19 protein-coding genes are annotated in these 20,075 nt (G+C 62.9%); 13 read left to right on the top strand and 6 right to left on the bottom strand.

What is annotated here, in order from left to right; all coding sequences use genetic code 11:
• Window positions 1-221 precede the first annotated feature (221 nt).
• The 3 genes from ABEA58_RS08200 to ABEA58_RS08190 all read left to right on the top strand — a co-directional run bounded on the left by ABEA58_RS08200 (window position 222) and on the right by ABEA58_RS08190 (window position 2,997).
• A complete protein-coding gene (locus ABEA58_RS08200) occupies window positions 222-1,394 on the top strand; it encodes an MFS transporter (RefSeq protein WP_345550489.1) in 1,173 nt (390 codons plus the stop codon).
• A 107-nt stretch (window positions 1,395-1,501) separates the two neighbouring features.
• Window positions 1,502-2,113 (top strand): single-stranded DNA-binding protein, encoded by a 612-nt coding sequence (gene ssb / locus ABEA58_RS08195; protein WP_345550486.1) that lies wholly within the window; start codon window positions 1,502-1,504, stop codon window positions 2,111-2,113.
• A 29-nt stretch (window positions 2,114-2,142) separates the two neighbouring features.
• On the top strand, window positions 2,143-2,997 hold the full coding sequence (locus ABEA58_RS08190; protein ID WP_345550484.1) for a sugar nucleotide-binding protein: 855 nt from the start codon (window positions 2,143-2,145) through the stop codon (window positions 2,995-2,997).
• A 143-nt stretch (window positions 2,998-3,140) separates the two neighbouring features.
• Here ABEA58_RS08190 and fabB read toward each other — a convergent pair whose 3' ends face one another.
• On the bottom strand, window positions 3,141-4,364 hold the full coding sequence (gene fabB, locus ABEA58_RS08185; protein WP_345550481.1) for a beta-ketoacyl-ACP synthase I: 1,224 nt from the start codon (window positions 4,362-4,364) through the stop codon (window positions 3,141-3,143).
• Window positions 4,365-4,435: 71 nt separating this feature from the next.
• Window positions 4,436-4,960: a 3-hydroxyacyl-[acyl-carrier-protein] dehydratase FabA gene (gene fabA / locus ABEA58_RS08180; protein ID WP_345550480.1), complete on the bottom strand. Its 525-nt coding sequence runs from the start codon at window positions 4,958-4,960 to the stop codon at window positions 4,436-4,438.
• A 275-nt stretch (window positions 4,961-5,235) separates the two neighbouring features.
• On the opposite strand from fabA, the gene galU reads away from it, so the two are divergent.
• On the top strand, window positions 5,236-6,081 hold the full coding sequence (galU, locus tag ABEA58_RS08175) for a UTP--glucose-1-phosphate uridylyltransferase GalU (protein WP_345550478.1): 846 nt from the start codon (window positions 5,236-5,238) through the stop codon (window positions 6,079-6,081).
• A gap of 25 nt (window positions 6,082-6,106) precedes the next feature.
• On the top strand, window positions 6,107-7,456 hold the full coding sequence (locus ABEA58_RS08170; RefSeq protein ID WP_345550476.1) for a phosphohexomutase domain-containing protein: 1,350 nt from the start codon (window positions 6,107-6,109) through the stop codon (window positions 7,454-7,456).
• Window positions 7,457-7,583: 127 nt separating this feature from the next.
• On the opposite strand, the gene ABEA58_RS08165 is transcribed toward ABEA58_RS08170, so the two are convergent.
• Window positions 7,584-8,546, bottom strand: coding sequence for a polyprenyl synthetase family protein (locus tag ABEA58_RS08165; RefSeq protein ID WP_345550474.1), 963 nt, complete (start codon window positions 8,544-8,546; stop codon window positions 7,584-7,586).
• Between the two features lie 247 nt (window positions 8,547-8,793).
• Here ABEA58_RS08165 and rplU point away from each other — a divergent pair, with 247 nt between their 5' ends.
• From rplU to proB, 4 genes are all read left to right on the top strand, one after another.
• A complete protein-coding gene (rplU, locus tag ABEA58_RS08160) occupies window positions 8,794-9,105 on the top strand; it encodes a 50S ribosomal protein L21 (protein ID WP_345550472.1) in 312 nt (103 codons plus the stop codon).
• Between the two features lie 18 nt (window positions 9,106-9,123).
• A complete protein-coding gene (gene rpmA, locus ABEA58_RS08155; RefSeq protein WP_067086922.1) occupies window positions 9,124-9,381 on the top strand; it encodes a 50S ribosomal protein L27 in 258 nt (85 codons plus the stop codon).
• Window positions 9,382-9,521: 140 nt separating this feature from the next.
• Window positions 9,522-10,718, top strand: coding sequence for an Obg family GTPase CgtA (cgtA, locus tag ABEA58_RS08150; protein ID WP_345550463.1), 1,197 nt, complete (start codon window positions 9,522-9,524; stop codon window positions 10,716-10,718).
• A gap of 54 nt (window positions 10,719-10,772) precedes the next feature.
• Complete coding sequence (proB, locus tag ABEA58_RS08145) at window positions 10,773-11,906, top strand: glutamate 5-kinase (RefSeq protein WP_345550461.1); 1,134 nt, start codon at window positions 10,773-10,775, stop codon at window positions 11,904-11,906.
• 111 nt (window positions 11,907-12,017) lie between these two features.
• Here the strand turns inward: proB and rpsT are convergent, their stop codons facing one another.
• The 3 genes from rpsT to ABEA58_RS08130 all read right to left on the bottom strand — a co-directional run bounded on the left by rpsT (window position 12,018) and on the right by ABEA58_RS08130 (window position 13,856).
• A complete protein-coding gene (gene rpsT / locus ABEA58_RS08140) occupies window positions 12,018-12,284 on the bottom strand; it encodes a 30S ribosomal protein S20 (RefSeq protein WP_345550459.1) in 267 nt (88 codons plus the stop codon).
• Between the two features lie 321 nt (window positions 12,285-12,605).
• The gene (locus ABEA58_RS08135; protein ID WP_345550457.1) at window positions 12,606-13,049 is read right to left on the bottom strand and encodes an OmpA family protein; all 444 of its coding nucleotides are present in this window, start codon (window positions 13,047-13,049) and stop codon (window positions 12,606-12,608) included.
• 669 nt (window positions 13,050-13,718) lie between these two features.
• The gene (locus ABEA58_RS08130) at window positions 13,719-13,856 is read right to left on the bottom strand and encodes a hypothetical protein (protein WP_345550456.1); all 138 of its coding nucleotides are present in this window, start codon (window positions 13,854-13,856) and stop codon (window positions 13,719-13,721) included.
• 172 nt (window positions 13,857-14,028) lie between these two features.
• Here ABEA58_RS08130 and murJ point away from each other — a divergent pair, with 172 nt between their 5' ends.
• The 4 genes from murJ to lspA all read left to right on the top strand — a co-directional run bounded on the left by murJ (window position 14,029) and on the right by lspA (window position 20,069).
• Window positions 14,029-15,636 (top strand): murein biosynthesis integral membrane protein MurJ, encoded by a 1,608-nt coding sequence (gene murJ / locus ABEA58_RS08125; protein WP_345550454.1) that lies wholly within the window; start codon window positions 14,029-14,031, stop codon window positions 15,634-15,636.
• Window positions 15,637-15,711: 75 nt separating this feature from the next.
• A complete protein-coding gene (gene ribF / locus ABEA58_RS08120) occupies window positions 15,712-16,701 on the top strand; it encodes a bifunctional riboflavin kinase/FAD synthetase (RefSeq protein WP_345550452.1) in 990 nt (329 codons plus the stop codon).
• A gap of 49 nt (window positions 16,702-16,750) precedes the next feature.
• On the top strand, window positions 16,751-19,555 hold the full coding sequence (ileS, locus tag ABEA58_RS08115; protein ID WP_345550451.1) for an isoleucine--tRNA ligase: 2,805 nt from the start codon (window positions 16,751-16,753) through the stop codon (window positions 19,553-19,555).
• Window positions 19,548-20,069 (top strand): signal peptidase II, encoded by a 522-nt coding sequence (lspA, locus tag ABEA58_RS08110; RefSeq protein WP_345550450.1) that lies wholly within the window; start codon window positions 19,548-19,550, stop codon window positions 20,067-20,069. The genes ileS and lspA overlap by 8 nt, the downstream gene beginning before the upstream one ends.
• The last annotated feature ends 6 nt before the right edge of the window (window positions 20,070-20,075 follow it).

Raw genomic sequence — 20,075 nt, 5'->3', positions numbered from 1 at the left:
GCCAAAACCCGGGGGTCGGGTTTTCTCTGGCACACCTGTTTACGGTAGGGGGGCGGCCCGCAGATCCCCACCTTTCTGCTGCGCTGTTGGGCCCAGGTTTCGCCGCTGGCGGGCCGGTTCGGGTGCCGATTGAGTAACCACTGACCAATTCCCCCGCCACTGGTACAATGCGCGCCCTCAACCCATTGTCGTCAACCCACAGTCGTCGCCCGGATCACTTCATGAATAGCAATGAGCGCCGCGCCCTTGCGGGTCTCGCCTCCCTGTACGTTTTTCGTATGCTCGGCCTGTTCATGGTGCTGCCGGTGCTGTCGGTCTATGGGGCGGATTACCAGGGCAGTACCCCTGCCCTGCTCGGCGTTGCCCTGGGGGCCTATGGCCTCAGCCAGGCCCTGCTGCAGATACCGCTGGGCATGTTGTCCGATCGCTGGGGGCGCAAACCGGTGATCTACATGGGGCTTGCGGTTTTTGCGATCGGCAGTCTGGTGGCGGCGCAGACGGATTCGGTCTACGGCCTGATCGCCGGGCGCGTCCTGCAGGGCTGTGGCGCCATCGCCGCCGCCACCATGGCGCTGATGGCGGATCTGACCACGGACGAGAACCGCGGCAAAGGCATGGCGGCCATCGGCGCCGCGATTGGGCTGGCGTTTATGCTGGCGGTGATTCTCGGCCCCCTGCTGGCCGGGCTTGGCGGCCTGTCCGCGGTCTTCTGGCTAACCGCCGCGCTGGCGCTGCTGGGCTTGTTGATCGCCTGGCGGCTGGTGCCGGACCCGGCCCCGCAACAGGCCCGGGGGGCGACCGTGTATCGCGGTGGATTCCGCGCGCTGCTGGTCAGTGGCGAGATCTGGCGGCTGGTCAGCGGGGTTTTCTTTTCCCACCTGCTGCTGACCGCCCTGTTCGTTCCCCTGCCGCTTTTGCTGGTAGACAAGTTCGGCCTGCCGGGCGCCGAGCACTGGAAACTATACGCTCCGCTGATGCTGGGGTCGTTTTTACTGATGCTGCCGCTGATGCGCCTCGCCGAGCGCAGCGGCCGGGTACCGCTGGCACTGGTGCTGGCTTTCGCTGGTCTTGCCGTTGGTGGCCTGGCCCTGTGGGTGAACAGTGCCGCCCTGGCCATTGTGCTGCTGGCGCTGTTCTTTATCGCCTTCAACCTGCTGGAGGCGCTGCTGCCGGCCCAGCTGACCCGCTCGGCGCCCCCCGAGGCCCGCGGCGCAGCCTCGGGATTTTTCGCCACGCTGCAGTTTCTGGGGGCCTTTGCCGGCGGCGTGTTGGGTGGTTTTCTCTATGCCTTCGGCGGCGCCGGGGCGGTCGCTCTATTGGGGCTCGCACTGGCTGTTGTGTGGGGGCTGCTCTGGTGGCGGCTGGGGGCGCGCCTGTTGTATGCTGCTGGATAAATATCCAAATGCCCGTCGCGGTTTCGCAATGATTGCCGCACGGCAGTTTTGACACTGAATGAAAATCCGCGGACCGCTGGTCCGCCTGTACGAGAGAGGAGAGGCCAATGGCCCGGGGAATTAACAAAGTCATTCTGATCGGCAACCTTGGGGGTGACCCCGAGACTCGTTATCTGCCCAGTGGTGGTGCCGTCACCAATGTGAATCTGGCCACTTCCGAAAGCTGGAAGGATAAGCAGACCGGCCAGCAGCAGGAGCGCACCGAGTGGCACCGGGTGGTGTTCTTCAACCGCCTGGCCGAGATCGCCGGCGAGTATCTGCGCAAAGGCAGCAAGGTCTATATCGAGGGCAGCCTGCGCACCCGCAAGTGGCAGGACAAGAACAGCGGCCAGGACCGCTACACCACGGAGATTGTCGCCAGCGAGATGCAGATGCTGGACGGCCGCGGTGATCAGGGCGGCTTCGCTCCCAACCAGGGCATGGGCGGCTACGATCAGCAGGGGCAGGGCGGCTATCAGCAGCAGGGCGGTGGTTTTCAGCAGAGTGGTGGTTTCCAGCAGGGTGGGCAGGGCGACTATGCTCAGGGCCGCTCGGCACCCTCGCCGATGGCGCCATCCCAGGGCGGCGGACATGGCGGTCAGGCTGGCGGCAGTCAGGGCGGCAACCAGCCCCCGGCCGGTGGTTTCGACAACAGCTTCGATGATGACATCCCCTTCTGAGGGGCTGTGACTGAGGGGCAGTGACTGCCGTGCAAGTTCACCATACCGGTTATACCCCGGACTCCGTCGCGGTGGTCGGTTCTGGAGCCAAAGTCGACGGCATGCTGCAGAAGCGACTGCAGCGGGCCGGCTTTCGCGTTCAGCTGCTGACTGCAGAGGAGCTTGATCAGCTGCGCCCCGGAGCCATTGTAGTCAACGCGGTCTGTCTTGGCGGCGATCAGGCCATGGACCTGGCTCTGCAGGTCAGCCGCACGCTGGCTGCCGATGAGGGCGGCCCGCTGGTGCATATTTCCTCCTACCGCGTGTTTCCCGGTGGCACCCGCAAGCGCTACGACGAAGAGGATGAGCCCGCGCCGAACTCGGAGCAGGGCCAGTTCTGGCTCGCCTGCGAGGAGGCGCTGCGCGACAGGCCGGAAGTGACGGTTCTGCGTTTTGGCTGGCTGGTGGATAGCGCCGAGCAGGCACTTCTGGGGCATATCCTGGCCGCAGTCCTGTCGGGCCAGCCGCTGCAGCTGGACGACCAGAACCGCGGCAGCCCGGTGACCCTTGATGATCTGTGCCGCGTGGTGGTGGCGGTGGTGCAGCAGTTGGCCAGTGGGGCGCCGCGGACCGGCACTTACCACTATGGTGCGGCGGATGCCTGTACCGCGCACGAGTTTGGCCTCGAGGTGCTGGAGCGGGCGCAGTCTTTCTGCGATGTGGACTTGGAAGTGGCTCTCAGCCCGCTGCCGCAGGCGGAAAACCACAGCGCGGTGCTGGCCTCGGAAAAGCTGCGCGATGTATTCGGCATCCAGCAGCGCAGCTGGCGCCAGGGGCTGACCCGGCAGGTGGAGTTGTGGCTGGAGCGTCTCGGTAGTGTCAAGCCGGGCAGTAATGCCCAGTAATCGGTGGAAGCGGGCGGTGGCGGTCAGCGAGCAATAGCGTTAGATCCGTGATCGCATGCACAAAAAAAGGGCGTAACCCCTGGCGGTTGCGCCCTTTTTTTGTGCTGATGTTTTTGGTGGCTTGAGCCTTACTCAGCCCTTTCTCAGACCTTGTCGAAGACCAGGCTGGCATTGGTGCCGCCAAAGCCGAAGCTGTTGGACACTGCGCGCTGGATCTGCTGATTGCGCAGTTCGGTCACCAGATCCATGCCTTCGGCTTCGGGGTCGCGGTGCTCCACGTTGGCGGAGGCGGCGATAAAGTCGTTCTGCATCATCAGCAGACAGTAGATGGCCTCCTGCACGCCGGCGGCCCCGAGGGAGTGACCGGTGAGGGATTTGGTGGAGGAAAACGGCGGTACCTGCTCGCCAAACACCTCGCGCAGTGCGCGCAGTTCTGCCACATCGCCCACCGGCGTGGAAGTGCCATGGGTGTTGACGTAATCCACACCGCCATCGAGGCCCCTGCCATCCATGCCCGCCAGCGCCTGCTGCATGCAGCGCACCGCGCCCTCGCCGCTGGGTGCGACCATATCGTAGCCGTCGGAAGTGGCGCCATAGCCGGTCAGCTCGGCATAGATGGTGGCGCCGCGGGCTTTGGCATGCTCCATCTCTTCCAGCACCAGGCAGCCGCCGCCACCGGCGATGACGAAACCGTCGCGGTCCGCATCGTAGGGGCGTGAGGCCCTCTGCGGGGTGTCGTTGTACTTGCTGGACAGGGCGCCCATGGCGTCGAACAGGTGGGTCAGGCTCCACGCCAGTTCTTCACCGCCACCGGCGAAAACGATGTCCTGCTTGCCCATCTGGATCAGCTCGGCACCGTTGCCGATGCAGTGCGCGCTGGTGGCGCAGGCGGATGAGATGCTGTAGTTGACGCCCTTGATCTTGAACGGTGTGGCCAGGCAGGCCGAGACGGTGCTGCCCATGACCTGGGGCACGCGGAAGGCGCCCACGCGGCGCACACCCTTTTCCTTGAGGGTCTGCGCGGCGTCAATGATGGCGGCGGTGGAGGTGCCGCCGGAGCCCATCACGAGGCCGGTGCGGGGATTGGAGATATCACGCTCTTCCAGTCCGGAGACGCGGATGGCCTCCTGCATGGCGATATAGGCGTAGGCGGCGGAATCGCCCATAAAGCGCAGATGCTTGCGATCGATATGGTCTTTGAAATCGATATCAACAGGGCCTGCGACCTGGCTGCGCAGCCCCAGTTCGCGGTACTCCTCCTGAAAGCGGATACCACTGCGGCCCTCCTTCAAGGATGCGGTCACCGCCTCCAGGTTGGTGCCAATGCAGGACGTAATGCCCATTCCGGTGATCGCAACCCGACGCATAATGGTCTCCGTAAAACTTGTCGACTGTGGTCGTTGTTATTGTTTACTCGGCGCTTCAGCCGCCGGACTTCTTAAAAGTTATCGGTGCGGGTGAACAGGCCGACCCGCAGGTCTTTGGCGCTGTAAATCTCGCGGCCGTCCACCGCGACGGTACCGTCACCAATGCCCATCACCAGCTTGCGCTCGACCAGCCGGTTCAGCTGGATATGGTAAGTGACTTTCTTCGCCGTGGGCAGGATCTGGCCGGTAAACTTGACCTCACCACAGCCCAGGGCACGGCCGCGGCCGGGGTTGCCCTTCCAGGCCAGGAAAAAGCCCAGTAGCTGCCACATGGCGTCCAGGCCCAGGCAGCCGGGCATTACCGGGTCGCCGGGAAAGTGGCAGTCAAAGAACCACAGGTCCGGGTGGATATCCAGCTCGGCGATCAGCTCACCCTTGCCGCAGGCGCCGCCCTCTTTGGAGATGTGGGTGATGCGATCGAGCATCAGCATGTTGGGCGCGGGCAGCTGGGCGTTGCCGGGGCCAAACATTTCACCCTGAGAGCAGGTCAGCAGTTCTTCGCGGGTATAGCTATTTTTCTGAACGAAATTACTCATTTTGTCCCCGGTTTTGGGCGTTTTTACACAGCGGGCATTCTAAGCCCTGGGGGGTACTTGTCCAGTCGGTCACCGACCTGTTTGGGGCTGGCATGGGCCTTGCTGACTAATTCGCAGTGGTTCGCTGCCGCAAATGCCCACCCTGAAAGCGGCGCCTGACACGCGTAACGGGGTGAAATGGGGCTGTGACTGAATTGCGCCGCGGAAGTGTGATAAGTTGCGCAGCCTCTAAAAGAATGCGCTGTTAATTAGAAAAATATGGGGACCCAGTAACAATGCTGAAGAAATGTATTTTTCCGGTGGCCGGTTACGGCACCCGGTTCCTGCCCGCCACCAAGGCCATGCCGAAGGAAATGCTGCCGCTGGTGAACAAGCCTCTGGTCCAGTATGGGGTGGAAGAAGCCATTGAGGCCGGGCTCAGCGAGATCGGTTTCGTGACCGGTCGCGGCAAGCGCGCCATCGAGGATCATTTCGATACCAATTTTGAGCTGGAGCACCAGATCTCCGGTACCGGCAAGGAGCGCTATCTCGACAGCGTCCGTCGAGTGATCGACAAGGCCAGCTTCTCCTACACACGTCAGGGCGAAATGCGCGGCCTCGGCGATGCCATCCTGCAGGGGCAGCGTCTGGTGGGCGACGAGCCGTTCGCGGTGGTGCTGGCGGATGACCTGTGTCTGAACGACGGTATGGGCGTGCTGGGGCAGATGGTGGAGCTCTACAAGCAGTTCCGCTGCAGTATCGTGGCGGTGGAAGAGGTGCCGCGGGAGCAGATCCACAAGTTCGGCGTTATCGCCGGCAACGAGATCAAGCCGGGCCTGTGGCAGGTCACCGATATGGTGGAGAAGCCGCCGGCGGACGAGGCCCCCAGCAATATGGCCATCATCGGCCGCTATATCCTCACCCCGGATATCTTCGATCTGATCCGCGAGACACCGCCGGGCAAGAATGGTGAGGTGCAGATTACCGATGCCCTGCTGGCCCAGGCCCAGCGCGGCTGCGTATTGGCCTACAACTTCAAGGGGCGCCGTTTCGACTGTGGCTCCGTCGATGGTTTTGTCGAGGCCACCAATTTCGTCTATGAAAACGTCTACCTGCCGGAACAGGCGCAACACGAGCAGTAATGAGAAGTAACAAGGAAACGATGCCATGAGTGCACTGACCTGTTTCAAGGCCTACGACCTGCGCGGCCGTGTCCCCGATGAGTTGAATGCAGATGTGGCCTATCGAGTGGGTCGCGCTTTCGCCCAGTTTCTCAATGCGCGGCGGGTGGTGGTGGGTCACGATATTCGCCTGACCAGCCCACAGCTCACCGAGGCCCTGGCCAACGGCCTGATGGATGCCGGTGCCGATGTATTCCATATCGGTGAGTGCGGTACCGAGGAAGTTTACTTCGCCACTTTCCACGGCGACTTTGACGGCGGCATCTGTGTGACCGCCAGTCACAATCCCATGGATTACAACGGCATGAAGTTCGTGCGCTCCGGCAGTCGCCCCATCAGCGGCGATACCGGCCTGAAGGATATCCAGCGGCTGGCGGAGGAGAACGACTTTGCGCCGGTTGAACAGCGCGGTGAACTGAAGCGCTTCGCGCACCGCGACGATTTTGTCGCGCACCTGCTGGGCTACGTTGATGTCGCGCAGCTCAAGCCCCTGAAGCTGGTGGTGAATGCCGGTAATGGCGGCGCGGGCATGGTGGTGGATGCGCTGGCGCCACACCTGCCGTTCGACTTCGTGCGCGTAAATCACGAGCCCGATGGCAATTTCCCCAATGGCATCCCCAACCCTATCTTGCCGGAAAACCGCGACTCCACCGCGCAGGCGGTCAAGGACAGCGGGGCCGATTTTGGCATCGCCTGGGATGGCGACTTCGACCGCTGCTTTTTCTTCGACGAGAACGGCGTGTTTATTGAAGGCTACTACGTGGTCGGCCTGCTGGCGGAGGCCTTCCTGCTCAAGCAGCCGGGCGCCAAAATCGTGCATGATCCGCGCCTGACCTGGAACACCGAGGCTATCGTGCGTAACGCCGGCGGCGATCCGGTACAGAGCAAGACCGGCCACGCTTTCATCAAGGAGCGGATGCGCAAGGAGGATGCCATCTACGGTGGCGAGATGAGTGCGCATCACTACTTCCGCGACTTCGCCTACTGCGACAGCGGTATGATTCCGTGGCTGTTGGTGGCGGAGCTGGTCAGCCGCAGCGGCAAGCCGCTGTCACAGCTGGTGGGCGAGCGCATGGCCGCCTTCCCCTGCTCTGGCGAAATCAACTCCAAGGTGGAAGATCCCGCGGCACTGCTGCAGGCCGCCGAGGAAAAGTACGCCGCGGATGCCGTCAGTGTCGAACATGTGGACGGCCTCAGCGTGGCCTTCGCCGACTGGCGCTTCAACCTGCGTATGTCCAATACCGAGCCGGTGGTTCGCCTGAATGTGGAGTCCCGTGGCGACGAGGCTTTGATGCGGGAAAAAACCGCGGAGCTGCTGGCGCTGATTCGCAGCTGACGCGCAGCGATCATGGATGTGGAGAGGGCGAACCTAGTGTTCGCCCTTTTTATTTCTTGGCTATGGCGCGCAGTAGAACCAGAGTGGCGGCGCGATGGCCGCCGACCCTTTGCGGCAATGGCGGGGGCTACACCGTCCGCTCGATGGCGAAGTCGGCCAGCTGCTGCAGCGCCGTCTTCTGCTCGCTCTCCGGCAGGAACTGCAGGTGATTCTTGGCGTGGTCGACGGCTGCGCGCGCTTGCTCCATGGTGTAATCCAGCGCGCCGCAGGCGTTGATCGCGCTGACGATGTCCGTCAGGCGCTCGGCGCTGCGCTGCACAATGGCCTCGCGCACCAGCGCTGCCTGTTCCGCCGTGCCCCTGGCCATGGTGTAAATCAGTGGCAGGGTGGGTTTGCCCTCCGCCAGGTCGTCCCCCACATTCTTGCCCAGCTCTTCCGGGTTGCCGCGGTAGTCCAGCGCGTCGTCCACCAGCTGGAAGGCCAGGCCCAGCTGGCGACCGTAGAGCTTGAGCGCGCTGCGCTCCTCCAGGCTGCAGCCCGCCAGTACCGCAGCGGTCTCGCAGGCGGCCTCGAACAGGGCACCGGTCTTCTTGTGAATCACCGTCAGGTAATTTTCCTCGCTGACCTGTGGGTCGCCGGCGTTCACCAGCTGTTGCACCTCGCCTTCGGCAATGGTGTTGGTTGTGTCGGACAGCACCGCCATGATGTCCATATCCTTGAGGGCGACCATCATCTGGAAGGCGCGGGAGTAGAGGAAGTCGCCCACCAGCACCGCCGGGGCGTTGCCCCACTGGGCGTTGGCGGTCAGTCGGCCGCGGCGGCGCTCGGAGGTGTCGACCACATCGTCGTGGAGCAGGGTGGCGGTGTGGATAAACTCGATAACGGTCGCCAGGTCGATGTGATTCTGCCCCTGATAGCCGGATGCGCGGGCACAGAGCAGTACCAGCAGTGGCCGCAGGCGCTTGCCGCCGGCTTCCACCAGGTAGTGGCCGATGTTTTCCACCAGGGGAACGTCCGAATGCAGTTGGTCGAGGATGCGCTGATTGACCGCGGCGAAGTCGTCCGCGGCGACCCGGTGGAAAGGCAACATTGGGGGATCCTTGTGCTACTGCTTATATGAGGCTGCTTGTTAGGGTTGTCGCCGTCGCTGCGGCGCGGGCACTATTGTATCAATCAAGGGAATTGATTAGAATCTGCGCCCCGTTTGATCCGCCTTCGAGGCTCGTCACGGTAAAGCTGTTTAAACACACGGCGCAAGCTCCTGAAATGCGGGGTGGTGACTGCCAGATTCTGGCGTCTGCCCGCTGCTTCGTGTCGTCCATCCGGAGCATAGAGATATGTACGCTGTAATTGAGAGCGGTGGCAAGCAGCACCGCGTAGAAGAGGGCGAAGTCCTTCGCCTGGAGAAGCTGGAAGTTGCAACCGGCGATTCCATCGATTTTGACAAGGTGCTGATGGTTGTCGACGGCGACAAGATCAACATCGGCGCTCCCGTCGTAGACGGCGCTAAAGTGACTGCGGAAGTGGTCAGCCACGGCCGCGGCGAGAAGGTGAGAATCATCAAGTTCCGCCGTCGTAAGCACTCCCTGAAGCGCCAGGGCCACCGTCAGTGGTACACCGAAGTTAAAATCACTGGCATCAAGGCATAAGCAGAGGAGTAACGACTCATGGCACACAAGAAAGCTGGCGGTAGTACGCGCAATGGGCGCGATTCCGAAAGTAAACGCCTGGGCGTGAAGCGCTTTGGCGGCCAGGCTGTAGCGGCTGGCAACATCATCGTGCGTCAGCGCGGCACCAAGTTCCACGCCGGCGTCAACGTTGGTATGGGCAAGGATCACACCCTGTTCGCCACTGCGGACGGCGTTGTGAAGTTTGAGGTGAAAGGCCCCAACAACCGCAAGTTCGTTTCCATCGAAACTGCCTAAGCGGTATTGGTCCTAGCTTCACGAAAAGCCCCGCATATCGCGGGGCTTTTTTGTTGCGGCTGCTGGCGGAGCGGGTAGGAAAAGGTTGCGCAGGTTACACTGCCAAAGAGAGAAACAGCCGCAGCTGCGGTGGAGTAAGCATGAAATTTGTCGATGAGGCGCCCATCTACGTACAGGCCGGCAAGGGTGGCAATGGGTGCCTGAGTTTCCGCCGGGAAAAATTCGTTGAAAAGGGTGGCCCCGATGGTGGTGACGGGGGCGATGGCGGTTCCGTTTACCTGCTGGCCGACGAGTCCCTGAATACCCTGGTGGATTATCGCTACCAGCCCCGCTACAAGGCCGAAAGCGGCCAGCCCGGGCGCGGTCGCAACTGCACCGGCGCCAAGGGCGCGGATCTGGAGCTGAAGGTGCCTGTGGGTACCACGGTCATCGATACCGATACCGGCGAGACGCTCGGCGATCTCACCGAGCCGGGTCAGCGCCTGATGGTGGCCCAGGGTGGCTGGCACGGGCTGGGCAATACCCGCTACAAGTCCAGCACCAACCGCGCGCCGCGCCAGACCACCAACGGTACTCCGGGTGAGGAACGCGCGCTCAAGCTGGAGCTGAAGGTGCTGGCGGATGTGGGCATGCTGGGGCTGCCCAATGCCGGCAAGTCCACCTTTATTCGCGCCGTGTCCGCGGCCAAGCCGAAAGTGGCCAATTATCCCTTTACGACCCTGGTGCCCAATCTGGGGGTGGTGCAGGTGGAGCGCCACCGCAGCTTTGTGATTGCCGATATTCCGGGCCTGATCGAGGGCGCCGCCGAGGGTGCCGGGCTGGGGATTCGTTTCCTCAAGCACCTGACCCGCTGCCGGGTACTGCTTCACCTGGTGGATCTGGCGCCGTTCGACGGCTCCGATCCGGTGGAAAATGCCCGCGCCATCGAGCGGGAGCTTGCAGCCTTCAGTCCAACACTGGCCAACCGCGAGCGCTGGCTGGTGCTGAGCAAGACCGACCTGGTGCCGGCGGCGGAGCTGGACGCACGCTGTGAGGCCATCGTGGAGGCGCTGGACTGGCAGGGGCCGGTGTTCCGTGTGGCGGCAATCCGCAAGGCGGGCACGGATGAGCTGGCCGGGCGCCTGATGGATTATCTGGAGGAGCGCAAAGAGGAGGAAGCCGCCAATCCTGAGCTTGCCGAGGCGGAATTGGAAGCGCAGCGGCAGATGCAGCGGGAGGCTCGTCAGCGCATTGAGGAGTTGCGCGAGGCGCATCGAGCCAAGCGCCATGCCGACCAGAACGACGAGGATGATTGGGACGACGATGACTACGACGTCGATATAGAATATCGCCACTGAAGTGGCCTGATAGGGCCGGTCTTTTCGCTCCATTCGAGCGTTCACGGGGGAAGTATGGATTTCGTAGCGGCTCGCCAGCGACTGGCAGGGACCCGTCGCTGGGTGATCAAGATTGGCAGTGCGCTGATTACCGATAATGGGCGCGGAGTCAATCGGCAGGCAATTTTGCAGTGGGCGCGCCAGATGGCGGCTCTTCGCGCCCGCGGCATCGAGGTGTTGCTGGTCTCCTCCGGCGCGGTCGCGGCCGGCATGGATCGTCTCGGCTGGCCGAAACGGCCGGAGTCCATCCATCAGCTGCAGGCCGCCGCCGCCGTCGGGCAGAGCCGGCTGGTGCAGGTCTACGAGCAGGCCTTTGGTCAGTTCGATTGCTGTACGGCGCAGATCCTGCTGGATCACGACGACCTGTCGAATCGCACCCGCTATCTCAATGCGCGCAGCACCGTGCGCACCCTGCTGTCCCTCGGCGTGGTGCCGGTCATCAACGAAAATGACACCGTGGTTACCGACGAAATCCGCTTTGGCGACAACGATACCCTGGCGGCGCTGGTGGCCAACCTGGTCGAGGCTGAGGTGTTGCTGATCCTGACCGATGCCGAGGGGCTGTTTACCGAAGACCCCCGGGATAATCCCGCCGCCGAGCTGATTCGCGAGGGGGCCGCCGGCGATGCCGCGCTGATGGGGATGGCTGGCGACTCCCGCAGCGGCCTCGGTCGCGGTGGTATGACCACCAAGGTGCGCGCCGCACAACTGGCGGCGCGTTCCGGGGCCTGTACCGTTATCGCCGGAGGCGCGGTGGAGGATGTGATCGAGCGGGTCAGCAGTGGCGAGCGGCTGGGTACACTGCTGCTGCCGGAGGCGGACCCGATGGCGGCGCGCAAGCGCTGGCTTGCCGGTCAGCTGCAGGTGCGCGGCAAGCTGGTACTGGACGAGGGCGCGCAGCGCGCGCTGAGCGACAGCGGGCGCAGTCTTCTGGCGGTGGGGGTGAGCGCCGTGGAGGGGCACTTCCGTCGCGGTGAGCTGGTGTCCTGCTGTAACGGTGCTGGTGTGGAGATTGCCCGCGGATTGGTGAACTATGACAGTAGTGAGGCCGCGCGCATTGTCGGTGAGTCCTCGGAGCGCTTTGTGGAATTGCTGGGTTACCGGGGTGACGATGAGCTGATTCACCGCGACAACCTGATCCTGCTCTGAGTCATCGGTCGAACACCGGCGGCAGCCTGACCGGTTTGTTGCTTCTTCTTTCCCTGACACCCAAACAAAAAACCCCGCCATTGGCGGGGTTTTTTGTGTTCTGTGCGCGGATCAGGCAGCCAGGGCTTTGATCTTGGCGTTCAGGCGGCTCTTGTGACGGGCGGCCTTATTCTTGTGAATAATGCCTTTGTCCGCCATGCGGTCGATGACCGGTACCGCTTCCGCGTAGGCTGTCTTGGCTTTTTCTGCATCACCTGCATCAATGGCCGCAACTACCTTTTTGATGTAGGTGCGCACCATGGAGCGCAGGCTGGCGTTGTGATTACGGCGCTTGTCGTTCTGGCGCGCGCGCTTCTTCGCTTGAGGTGAGTTGGCCACCGGTTGCTCCTGTTGGAATCTCAAAAACTCTGTAACTGACGGGCCGGGGCCCGATTGGGACGCGACATTATCCCCACAGTTGGTTGTTTGTCAACCGCTTCCGGGGGTGGTCGGAACCTTGTCGTGGGTTGCCCTCTTGCGCGCTGTGCCTGTGTGGGCTGAGGCGCGGGGCGGCGCGGGCTGGGGAGGGCCGGATTGCGGGGGCTGGGCAGGCTCGGTGTTAACGGCTTCAGCAGTCAGGGCGCGCAGATAAAAGGCCCCTGATAGCAGTCCGGCGGCTAGCGCCTGCCTCTGGTCTGATGTCAGCAATTGCGACTAGAGCTAGGGCTGCGCGATGTGGATGTCGACCCGGCGCTCCATGGCGTAGGCGTCGATATCGCCCTGTGGGGCCTGGGAGAGGGTCGCGCCGAGTGCTTTGCGCTGGATGCGAGCGCTGTCGACTCCGCTGGCAATCAGAACCCGCTGAACGCTGAGGGCGCGCTGGTCTGAGAGCACATTGTTGTAGCCATCACTGCCGCGGGGGTCGGCATGCCCCTCCAGGCATACCTGTAGCTGCGGGTAGCGTTGCAGGAACTCGGCCAGTGTGGTGACCTGGCGTAGCTGACTGTCCGCCAGCTGGTCGTCACCCGTGATGAAAAACAATTGGAATTGCAGGCTGTCGATGGCGAGCTGGTTGGCATCGTTTGCCGAGAGGTGCGCCGTATCCAGTTGGTAGGCCAGGTTTTCCAGCTCGCTGCGGCTCTCTGTCAGTTGTGATGCCAGCATGGTTGTCTCTTGTGCCTCTTGTAGCTGGTGGCTAGAGCTGTTGCAGCTATGTTGCATTTACAGCGGTTGCCCTTGTAGCTGTTGATCCTGTGGCTGTTAGTTAATAGTGCCGGTTTTCGCACACATTCTCTTTGTAGTTTATTGCAGTTTTTTGATCTGGCACGTTTTCCTTTCCGGCCGATGTCCTGTTGTTTAAGTCCGTTGCCTAAGGCCGCTGTCTAAGTCTGTTGTCTGCTACCTAGTGGCCTGGTCGTTCAGAGCCTTGCCTTATAAGGGGCTCCTTAGGGGCTCTTCAGGCTCGCCTTAGACCTCCCTTAGGCCTCCCTTAGACTTCCCTTAGGCATTCCTTCGGCGCTTCCTGGAAGAATAGGGGAACCCAAAGAGAAAAGCGCCGCAAACACACGCCGTGCGGGATTGGCGAGGCGTGCCCGAGGCTGCTTCCGTGCCCTAATTTGCGCTGACCAGCTTCCAATGTACGGCTAACGGCTAACGGCTAACGGCTAACGGCTTCCGCTGGGCGGCTATCGAAACAGCTATCGGTGCAGCTATCTGGGCCGCCACCCTTGCTCGGCTCTCGTTGCCCTACCGCCTCGTTGCCCTGCCGCCTCGTTGCCCTGCCGCCATGTCTCAACGTCCGTTGCCGTTATGGCAGGCCCTGGCTTGTGCGGCTCAGTGCCGGCGTCGAAACCGCTGGTCTCTGGGGGTCTCGATTTGAACCCGAATCCGCTTCGGGCGTGGCCCCAAGGCCACCGTTACATACAGCAGGACTGCCAGCGCCAGGGCGATCAGTAATGCGTTGATGGTCATCCGTCATCTCCTTACGCCAATGGTCCCGCTCGGCGTGGGTTTCGCTCTCCCTGAGTATAGTTTGCCGGTTGCGCACCGGCAGGCGAATATGCGCTTCATCGGCGATCCCGCACGGTTTTTTACGGTAGACTTGCCGGCCATTCCAGCAGAGCCATTTTCGGGAGCCAGCGCCTTGTCAGCAGAGTCCGCCAGTGATGAAAACAGCAGCCCTCGCCGGGCTCCGGGCCTGTTGCGCGGCAGTGCAGTGGTCGGCGGGGCGACACTGCTGTCGCGGGTTCTCGGCCTGGCCCGGGATATGGTTTTTGCCCGCTTTGCCGGTGCCGGTGATGCCGCCGATGCCTTTTTTGTCGCGTTCAAGATCCCCAATTTTTTTCGCCGCCTGTTTGCCGAGGGTGCCTTCGCCCAGGCTTTCGTGCCGGTACTGGCGGAGTATCGGCAGAAGGGCGGTCTGGCCGCCGCCCGGGAGCTGAACGACCGGGTGGCCGGCGCCCTCGGCGGCACGCTGCTGCTGGTGACCCTGTTCGGGGTCCTGTGCGCGCCACTGGTGGCGGGAATTTTCGCTCTCGGCTGGTGGTGGGACGGCAGCGAGCGGGAAAAGTTCGCGCTGGCGACGGAGATGCTGCGCATCACCTTCCCCTATCTCATGCTGATATCCCTGACCGGTTTTGCTGGCGCGGTTCTCAACAGCTTTGATCGCTTTGCCATTCCCGCCCTGACTCCGGTGCTGCTCAATCTGGTGCTGATCGGCGCCGCCGTACTCGGTACCCGCTGGTTCGAGCCGTCGATTATGGCGCTCGCCTGGGGGGTGCTCGCGGCGGGGGTGGTGCAGTTGCTGTTCCAGTTGCCGTTTCTTGCGCCCATGGGGCTCCTGCCCAGGCCGAAGTGGGACTGGAACTACCCGGGGGTGCGCAAGATTCTGCGCCTGATGGCGCCGGCGATCTTCGGCGTCTCGGTAACCCAGATCAGCCTGGTACTGGACACGGTACTGGCATCCTTCCTGCCCACCGGCAGTGTTTCCTGGCTGTATTTTTCTGACCGCCTTGTCGAACTGCCCCTTGGGGTCTTCGGCGTCGCGGTGGCCACGGTGATACTGCCGAACCTGTCGCGCCAGCATGTGGGCGGCGACCCGCAGCGCTTCAGTCAAACCCTGGACTGGGCCCTGCGCTCCGTGACCCTGATTTCCCTGCCGGCGGCGCTGGCCCTGATTGTGCTGGCGGAGCCGCTACTGACCACTCTGTTCCAGTACGGCCGCATGGAGCCGCGGGATATGGCGATGGCCGCCTGGTCGCTGCGCGCCTATGCGCTGGGTCTGCTGGGCTTTATGTTGATCAAGGTGCTGGCGCCGGGGTATTTCGCCCGGCAGGATACCTATACCCCGGTGCGGTTTGGGCTGATTGCCATCGCCGCCAAGATGCTGTTGAGCCTCGCCTTTGTGATCCCTCTGAACCACTATTTGCAGCTCGGGCATATGGGGCTGGCGCTGGCGACCGCCGCCCAGGCGGCGCTGAATGCCTGGCTGCTGTTCAAGGGCTTGCGGCGGGATGCGGTCTATCGCCCGCAATCGGGCTGGCGGCTATTCCTGCTGCGCCTTGTGGTGGCGAACCTGGCGATGGTGGCCGTGCTGCTGGCGGGTCTGGCGGCCTGGCCGTCCTGGAGCGACTGGGGCTGGTGGGAGCGCGCCTGGCGCATGGGTGTGCTGGTTGCCGCTGGCGGTGGCGCCTACCTGCTGGTGCTGGTCGCCAGCGGTCTGCGGCCGCGCCATTTCCGCGCGCAGGGCTAGCGGCCGCGGCCACTGACCGCCCCCCCTGAATCCGCTATACTGCGGCGCTCAATTTTGTGAGGATGGGAAGGCCCCTTGGTCCAGGAGCGCGAACTGATCCGCGGGTTGCACAACCTGCGCCCCCGCCACCGCGGCTGTGTGGCCACCATCGGCTCGTTCGATGGGGTGCATCGCGGTCACCAGGCGATTATTGCGCAGGTTCGCGAGCGCGCGCGGGAGCGTGGCGTGCCCTCGGTGGCCATCATTTTCGAACCCCAGCCCCACGAATATTTTTCCGGAGAAAAGGCGCCGGCACGGCTGATGCGCTTCAAGGAGAAAGTGCTGGCCCTGTTTGAGGCCGGCGTCGACCGGGTACTCTGCCTGCAATTCAATGAGCACCTGCGCACCCTGGGTGCGGAAGATTTTATCCGCCAGGTGCTGGTGGATGGCCTCGATATCCGCCACCTGGTGGTGGGCGACGACTTCCGCTTCGGTTGCGACCGCAGCGGCGATTACCAGCTGCTGCAGAAGATCGGCCGCGAAGTGGGTTATACCGTTGAGGATACCGCCACACTGGAGATTCGCGGGGAACGGGTCAGCAGTACCCGCATTCGCCGGGCTCTGGAAAACGGCGACTTCGAGCTGGCGGAAATCCTGCTGGGCCAGCCCTACCAGATCACCGGCCGGGTAGCTCCGGGGCGTGCGCTGGGGCGCCAGCTGGGCGCGCCCACCGCCAATGTGCGCCTGCACCGCTACCGCTCGCCGTTGGTGGGGGTTTACACGGTGCGGGTGCGCGCGACCGATGCGGGCGAGCTGGCCCCGGGGCGCGTTGAAATTGACGGCGTGGCCAACGTGGGATTCCGGCCCACCGTGGAAGGCGAGGGCGCCCAGCCGCTGCTGGAGGTCAACCTGTTTGACTTCAGTGGTGACCTCTACGGCCGCGAGCTGGCGGTGGAGTTCTGCCATAAACTGCGGGACGAAGAGAAGTTCGCTTCACTCGACCAGCTCAAGGCCCAGATTGCCCAGGATATCCGCGATGCGCGGACCTGGTTCGAACAAAATCCCCGGCCGTCGGATCGCCACTGAATCCGCCGCGGCGAACAAATTCCCAGTCTAGAACTGAAGTAACTACCCAATGACCGACTACAAAGCGACTCTGAACCTGCCCCATACCGACTTCCCCATGCGCGGCAATCTGCCGCAGCGGGAGCCGGCCACCCTCAAGCAGTGGCAGGAGGGCAAGCTCTACGAAAAAATCCGCGCGGCCCGCGCCGGGCGCGAGCAGTTCATCCTGCACGACGGCCCTCCCTATGCCAACGGGGATATTCATATCGGTCATTCCGTCAACAAGATCCTCAAGGACATCATCGTCAAGTCCAAGACCCTGAGCGGTTTCGACGCCCCCTACGTGCCGGGCTGGGACTGCCACGGCCTGCCGATCGAGCACCGGGTCGAGAAGAAGATCGGCCGCGCCGGCGCCAAGGTGGATCACCGCACCTTCCGCCAGAAGTGCCGCGAATATGCCGCCAAGCAGGTAGAGGGGCAGAAAAAAGACTTTATCCGCCTGGGGGTGTTCGGCGAGTGGGACAACCCATACCGCACCATGGACTTTGCGTTCGAGGCAGACATCATCCGCGCCCTCGGCCGCATCGTGAAAAACGGTCACCTGGCGCGGGGTTTCAAGCCGGTTTACTGGAGCGTGGTGGGTGCCTCGGCACTGGCCGAGGCCGAAGTGGAGTACCAGGACAAGACCTCCTACTCCATCGACGTCTGCTACCCGGCGACTGAGGAAACCGCCCTGGCCATCGCCGACGCCGCCGGTGGCCACGCCGGTGACGGCGAGCTGTCCGTGGTGATCTGGACCACCACCCCCTGGACACTGCCGTCCAGCCAGGCGGTTGCCGTCAACGGCGAGCTGGAATACGTGGTCGTGCAGGTGGCTGAGCGCCGCCTGCTGATGGCCGCAGCATTAAAGGACGCAGTGCTGGCGCGCGCCGGCCTTGAGGGCGACGTAGTCGGTCATATCCGCGGCGCGGCACTGGAGCACCTGAAGGTGCGCCACCCCTTCTACGACAAGACCCTGCCCATCGTGCTGGGTGACCACGTCACCACCGACGCCGGTACCGGCTGTGTGCACACCGCCCCGGACCACGGCCCGGATGACTTCCTGGTGGGCAAGAAATACGGCATCGACACCCTCAATTACGTGGATGAGAACGGCGTCTACCGGGACAGTGTGCCCGTATTCGCCGGTGAGCACGTGTACAAGGTGGACGACAAAATTGTCGCCTACCTGAAAGAGAAGGGCACGCTGCTGCACGAGGGCAAGCTGGTGCACAGCTACCCCCACTGCTGGCGCACCAAGACGCCGCTGATCTACCGGGCAACCCCGCAGTGGTTTGTCAGCATGCAGCAGAACGACCTGCTCGATCACGCCAAGAAGGCCGCCGATCAGGTGCAGTGGATTCCCGGCTGGGGCAAGGCCCGCATTGATTCCATGCTGGAAGCCAGCCCGGACTGGTGCATCTCCCGTCAGCGCACCTGGGGTGTGCCTATCGCCCTGTTTGTGCACCGGGAAACCCATGAAATTCACCCCGACACCCCGGCGCTGATGGACCAGGTGGCCCAGCGTGTCGAAACAGGGGGGATGGATGTGTGGTTCGACCTGGACCCGGCGGAGCTGCTTGGCGACGAGGCCGACCAGTATCAAAAAGTCACCGACACCCTGGATGTCTGGTTCGATTCCGGCGTCACCCACTATGCGGTACTGGAGCGCCGCAAGGGCCTGCGCTTCCCCGCCGACCTGTATCTGGAAGGTTCCGACCAGCATCGCGGCTGGTTCCAGTCCTCCCTGAAAACCTCCATCGCCATCAACGATGTGGCCCCCTACCGGCAGGTGCTTACCCACGGTTTCACGGTGGACGCGGAAGGGCGCAAGATGTCCAAGTCCATCGGCAATACCGTGGCGCCGCAGGATGTGATCAACAAGCTGGGTGCGGATGTGCTGCGCCTGTGGGTTTCGGCCACCGACTTCAGCGGTGAAATGGCGGTCTCCGACGAAATCCTCAAGCGCACCGCAGACTCCTACCGGCGCCTGCGCAACACCGCCCGCTTCTTCCTTTCGAATCTGGCCGGCTTCGACCCGCAGCAAGACCTGCTGCCGGCTGAGGAGCTGCTGGCGCTGGATCGCTGGGCCATCGACAAGGCCGCACGGCTGCAGGACGAGATCATTGCGGCCTACGACAACTATCAGTTCCACCAGATCTACCAGAAGCTGCACAACTTCTGCGTAGTGGAAATGGGTGGTTTCTACCTGGATATCATCAAAGACCGCCAGTACACCACCCGCGAAGACAGTGTGGCCCGTCGCTCCGCGCAGACCGCGCTGTACCATATCGTGCAGGCTTTCACCCGCTGGGTGGCGCCGATCCTGAGCTTCACCGCCGATGAACTGTGGCAGTTTATTCCCGGCGACAAGGGCGAGAGCGTCTTCCTCGAAGAGTGGTACCCCCTTGAAAGGCTGCCCGCCGACGCCGACAAGGGCGCCGACTTCTGGGCCGAGATCGCGCGGGTGAAAACCGCGGTCAACAAAGTACTCGAAGAACAGCGCAGTGCGGGTCAGATCGGCGGCTCCCTGCAGGCCGCAGTGACCCTGTATGCGGACGAAGCCCTGCGGGAAAAACTCTCAGCCCTGGAAGACGAGCTGCGCTTTGTGCTGATCTGTTCCTCCACCAATGTCCAGCGCCTCAGCGATGCCGCCGGTGCCCACAATACCGAGCTGGAAGGGCTCAAGGTGGATGTGCGCAAGGTGGATCATCCGAAGTGCGAGCGCTGCTGGCATTACCGCGCCGACGTGGGTTCCGTGCCGGAATACCCGCAGATCTGTGGCCGTTGCGTGGAGAACGTGGCGGGCACCGGTGAGGAGCGGCACTATGCCTAATAGTCCCTCGCTGGCAGGGCACCCCTGGCGCTGGTACTGGCTGGCCCTGGGGGTGATCGTTGTGGATATCGCCACCAAGGTGTGGGCGGTGGATCGCTTTATGTACGGCCCTGAACTGCAGATTATTCCCGGACTTTTACAGTTCACCTATGCGGAAAACTACGGTGCGGCCTTCAGTTTCCTCGCCGATGCCGGCGGCTGGCAGCGCTGGTTTTTTGGCGCGGTGGCACTGGGCTTCAGCGCCATGGTGATCGTCTGGCTGTGGCGTCTGCCGGCAGCGAAACGCTGGGAGCCCCTGGCGCTGGCGCTGATCCTGGGTGGTGCCATCGGCAACCTGTGGGACCGCATCCTGCTCGGCTATGTGCGGGATTTTATTTCTGTGTATTACGGCAGCTGGCACTTCCCGGTGTTCAACGTGGCCGATATGGCCATCAGTATCGGCGCCACCATGCTGGTGATCGAGTTGCTGTTTTTTGCCGAATCTAAAGATACCGAAAAGAATGCGGAAGTTTAAAAAAGT

The organism is Microbulbifer aestuariivivens, assembly GCF_039545115.1.
Taxonomy (GTDB): Bacteria; Pseudomonadota; Gammaproteobacteria; order Pseudomonadales; family Cellvibrionaceae; genus Microbulbifer; species Microbulbifer aestuariivivens.
This window is presented reverse-complemented; position numbering and strand designations above follow the sequence as displayed.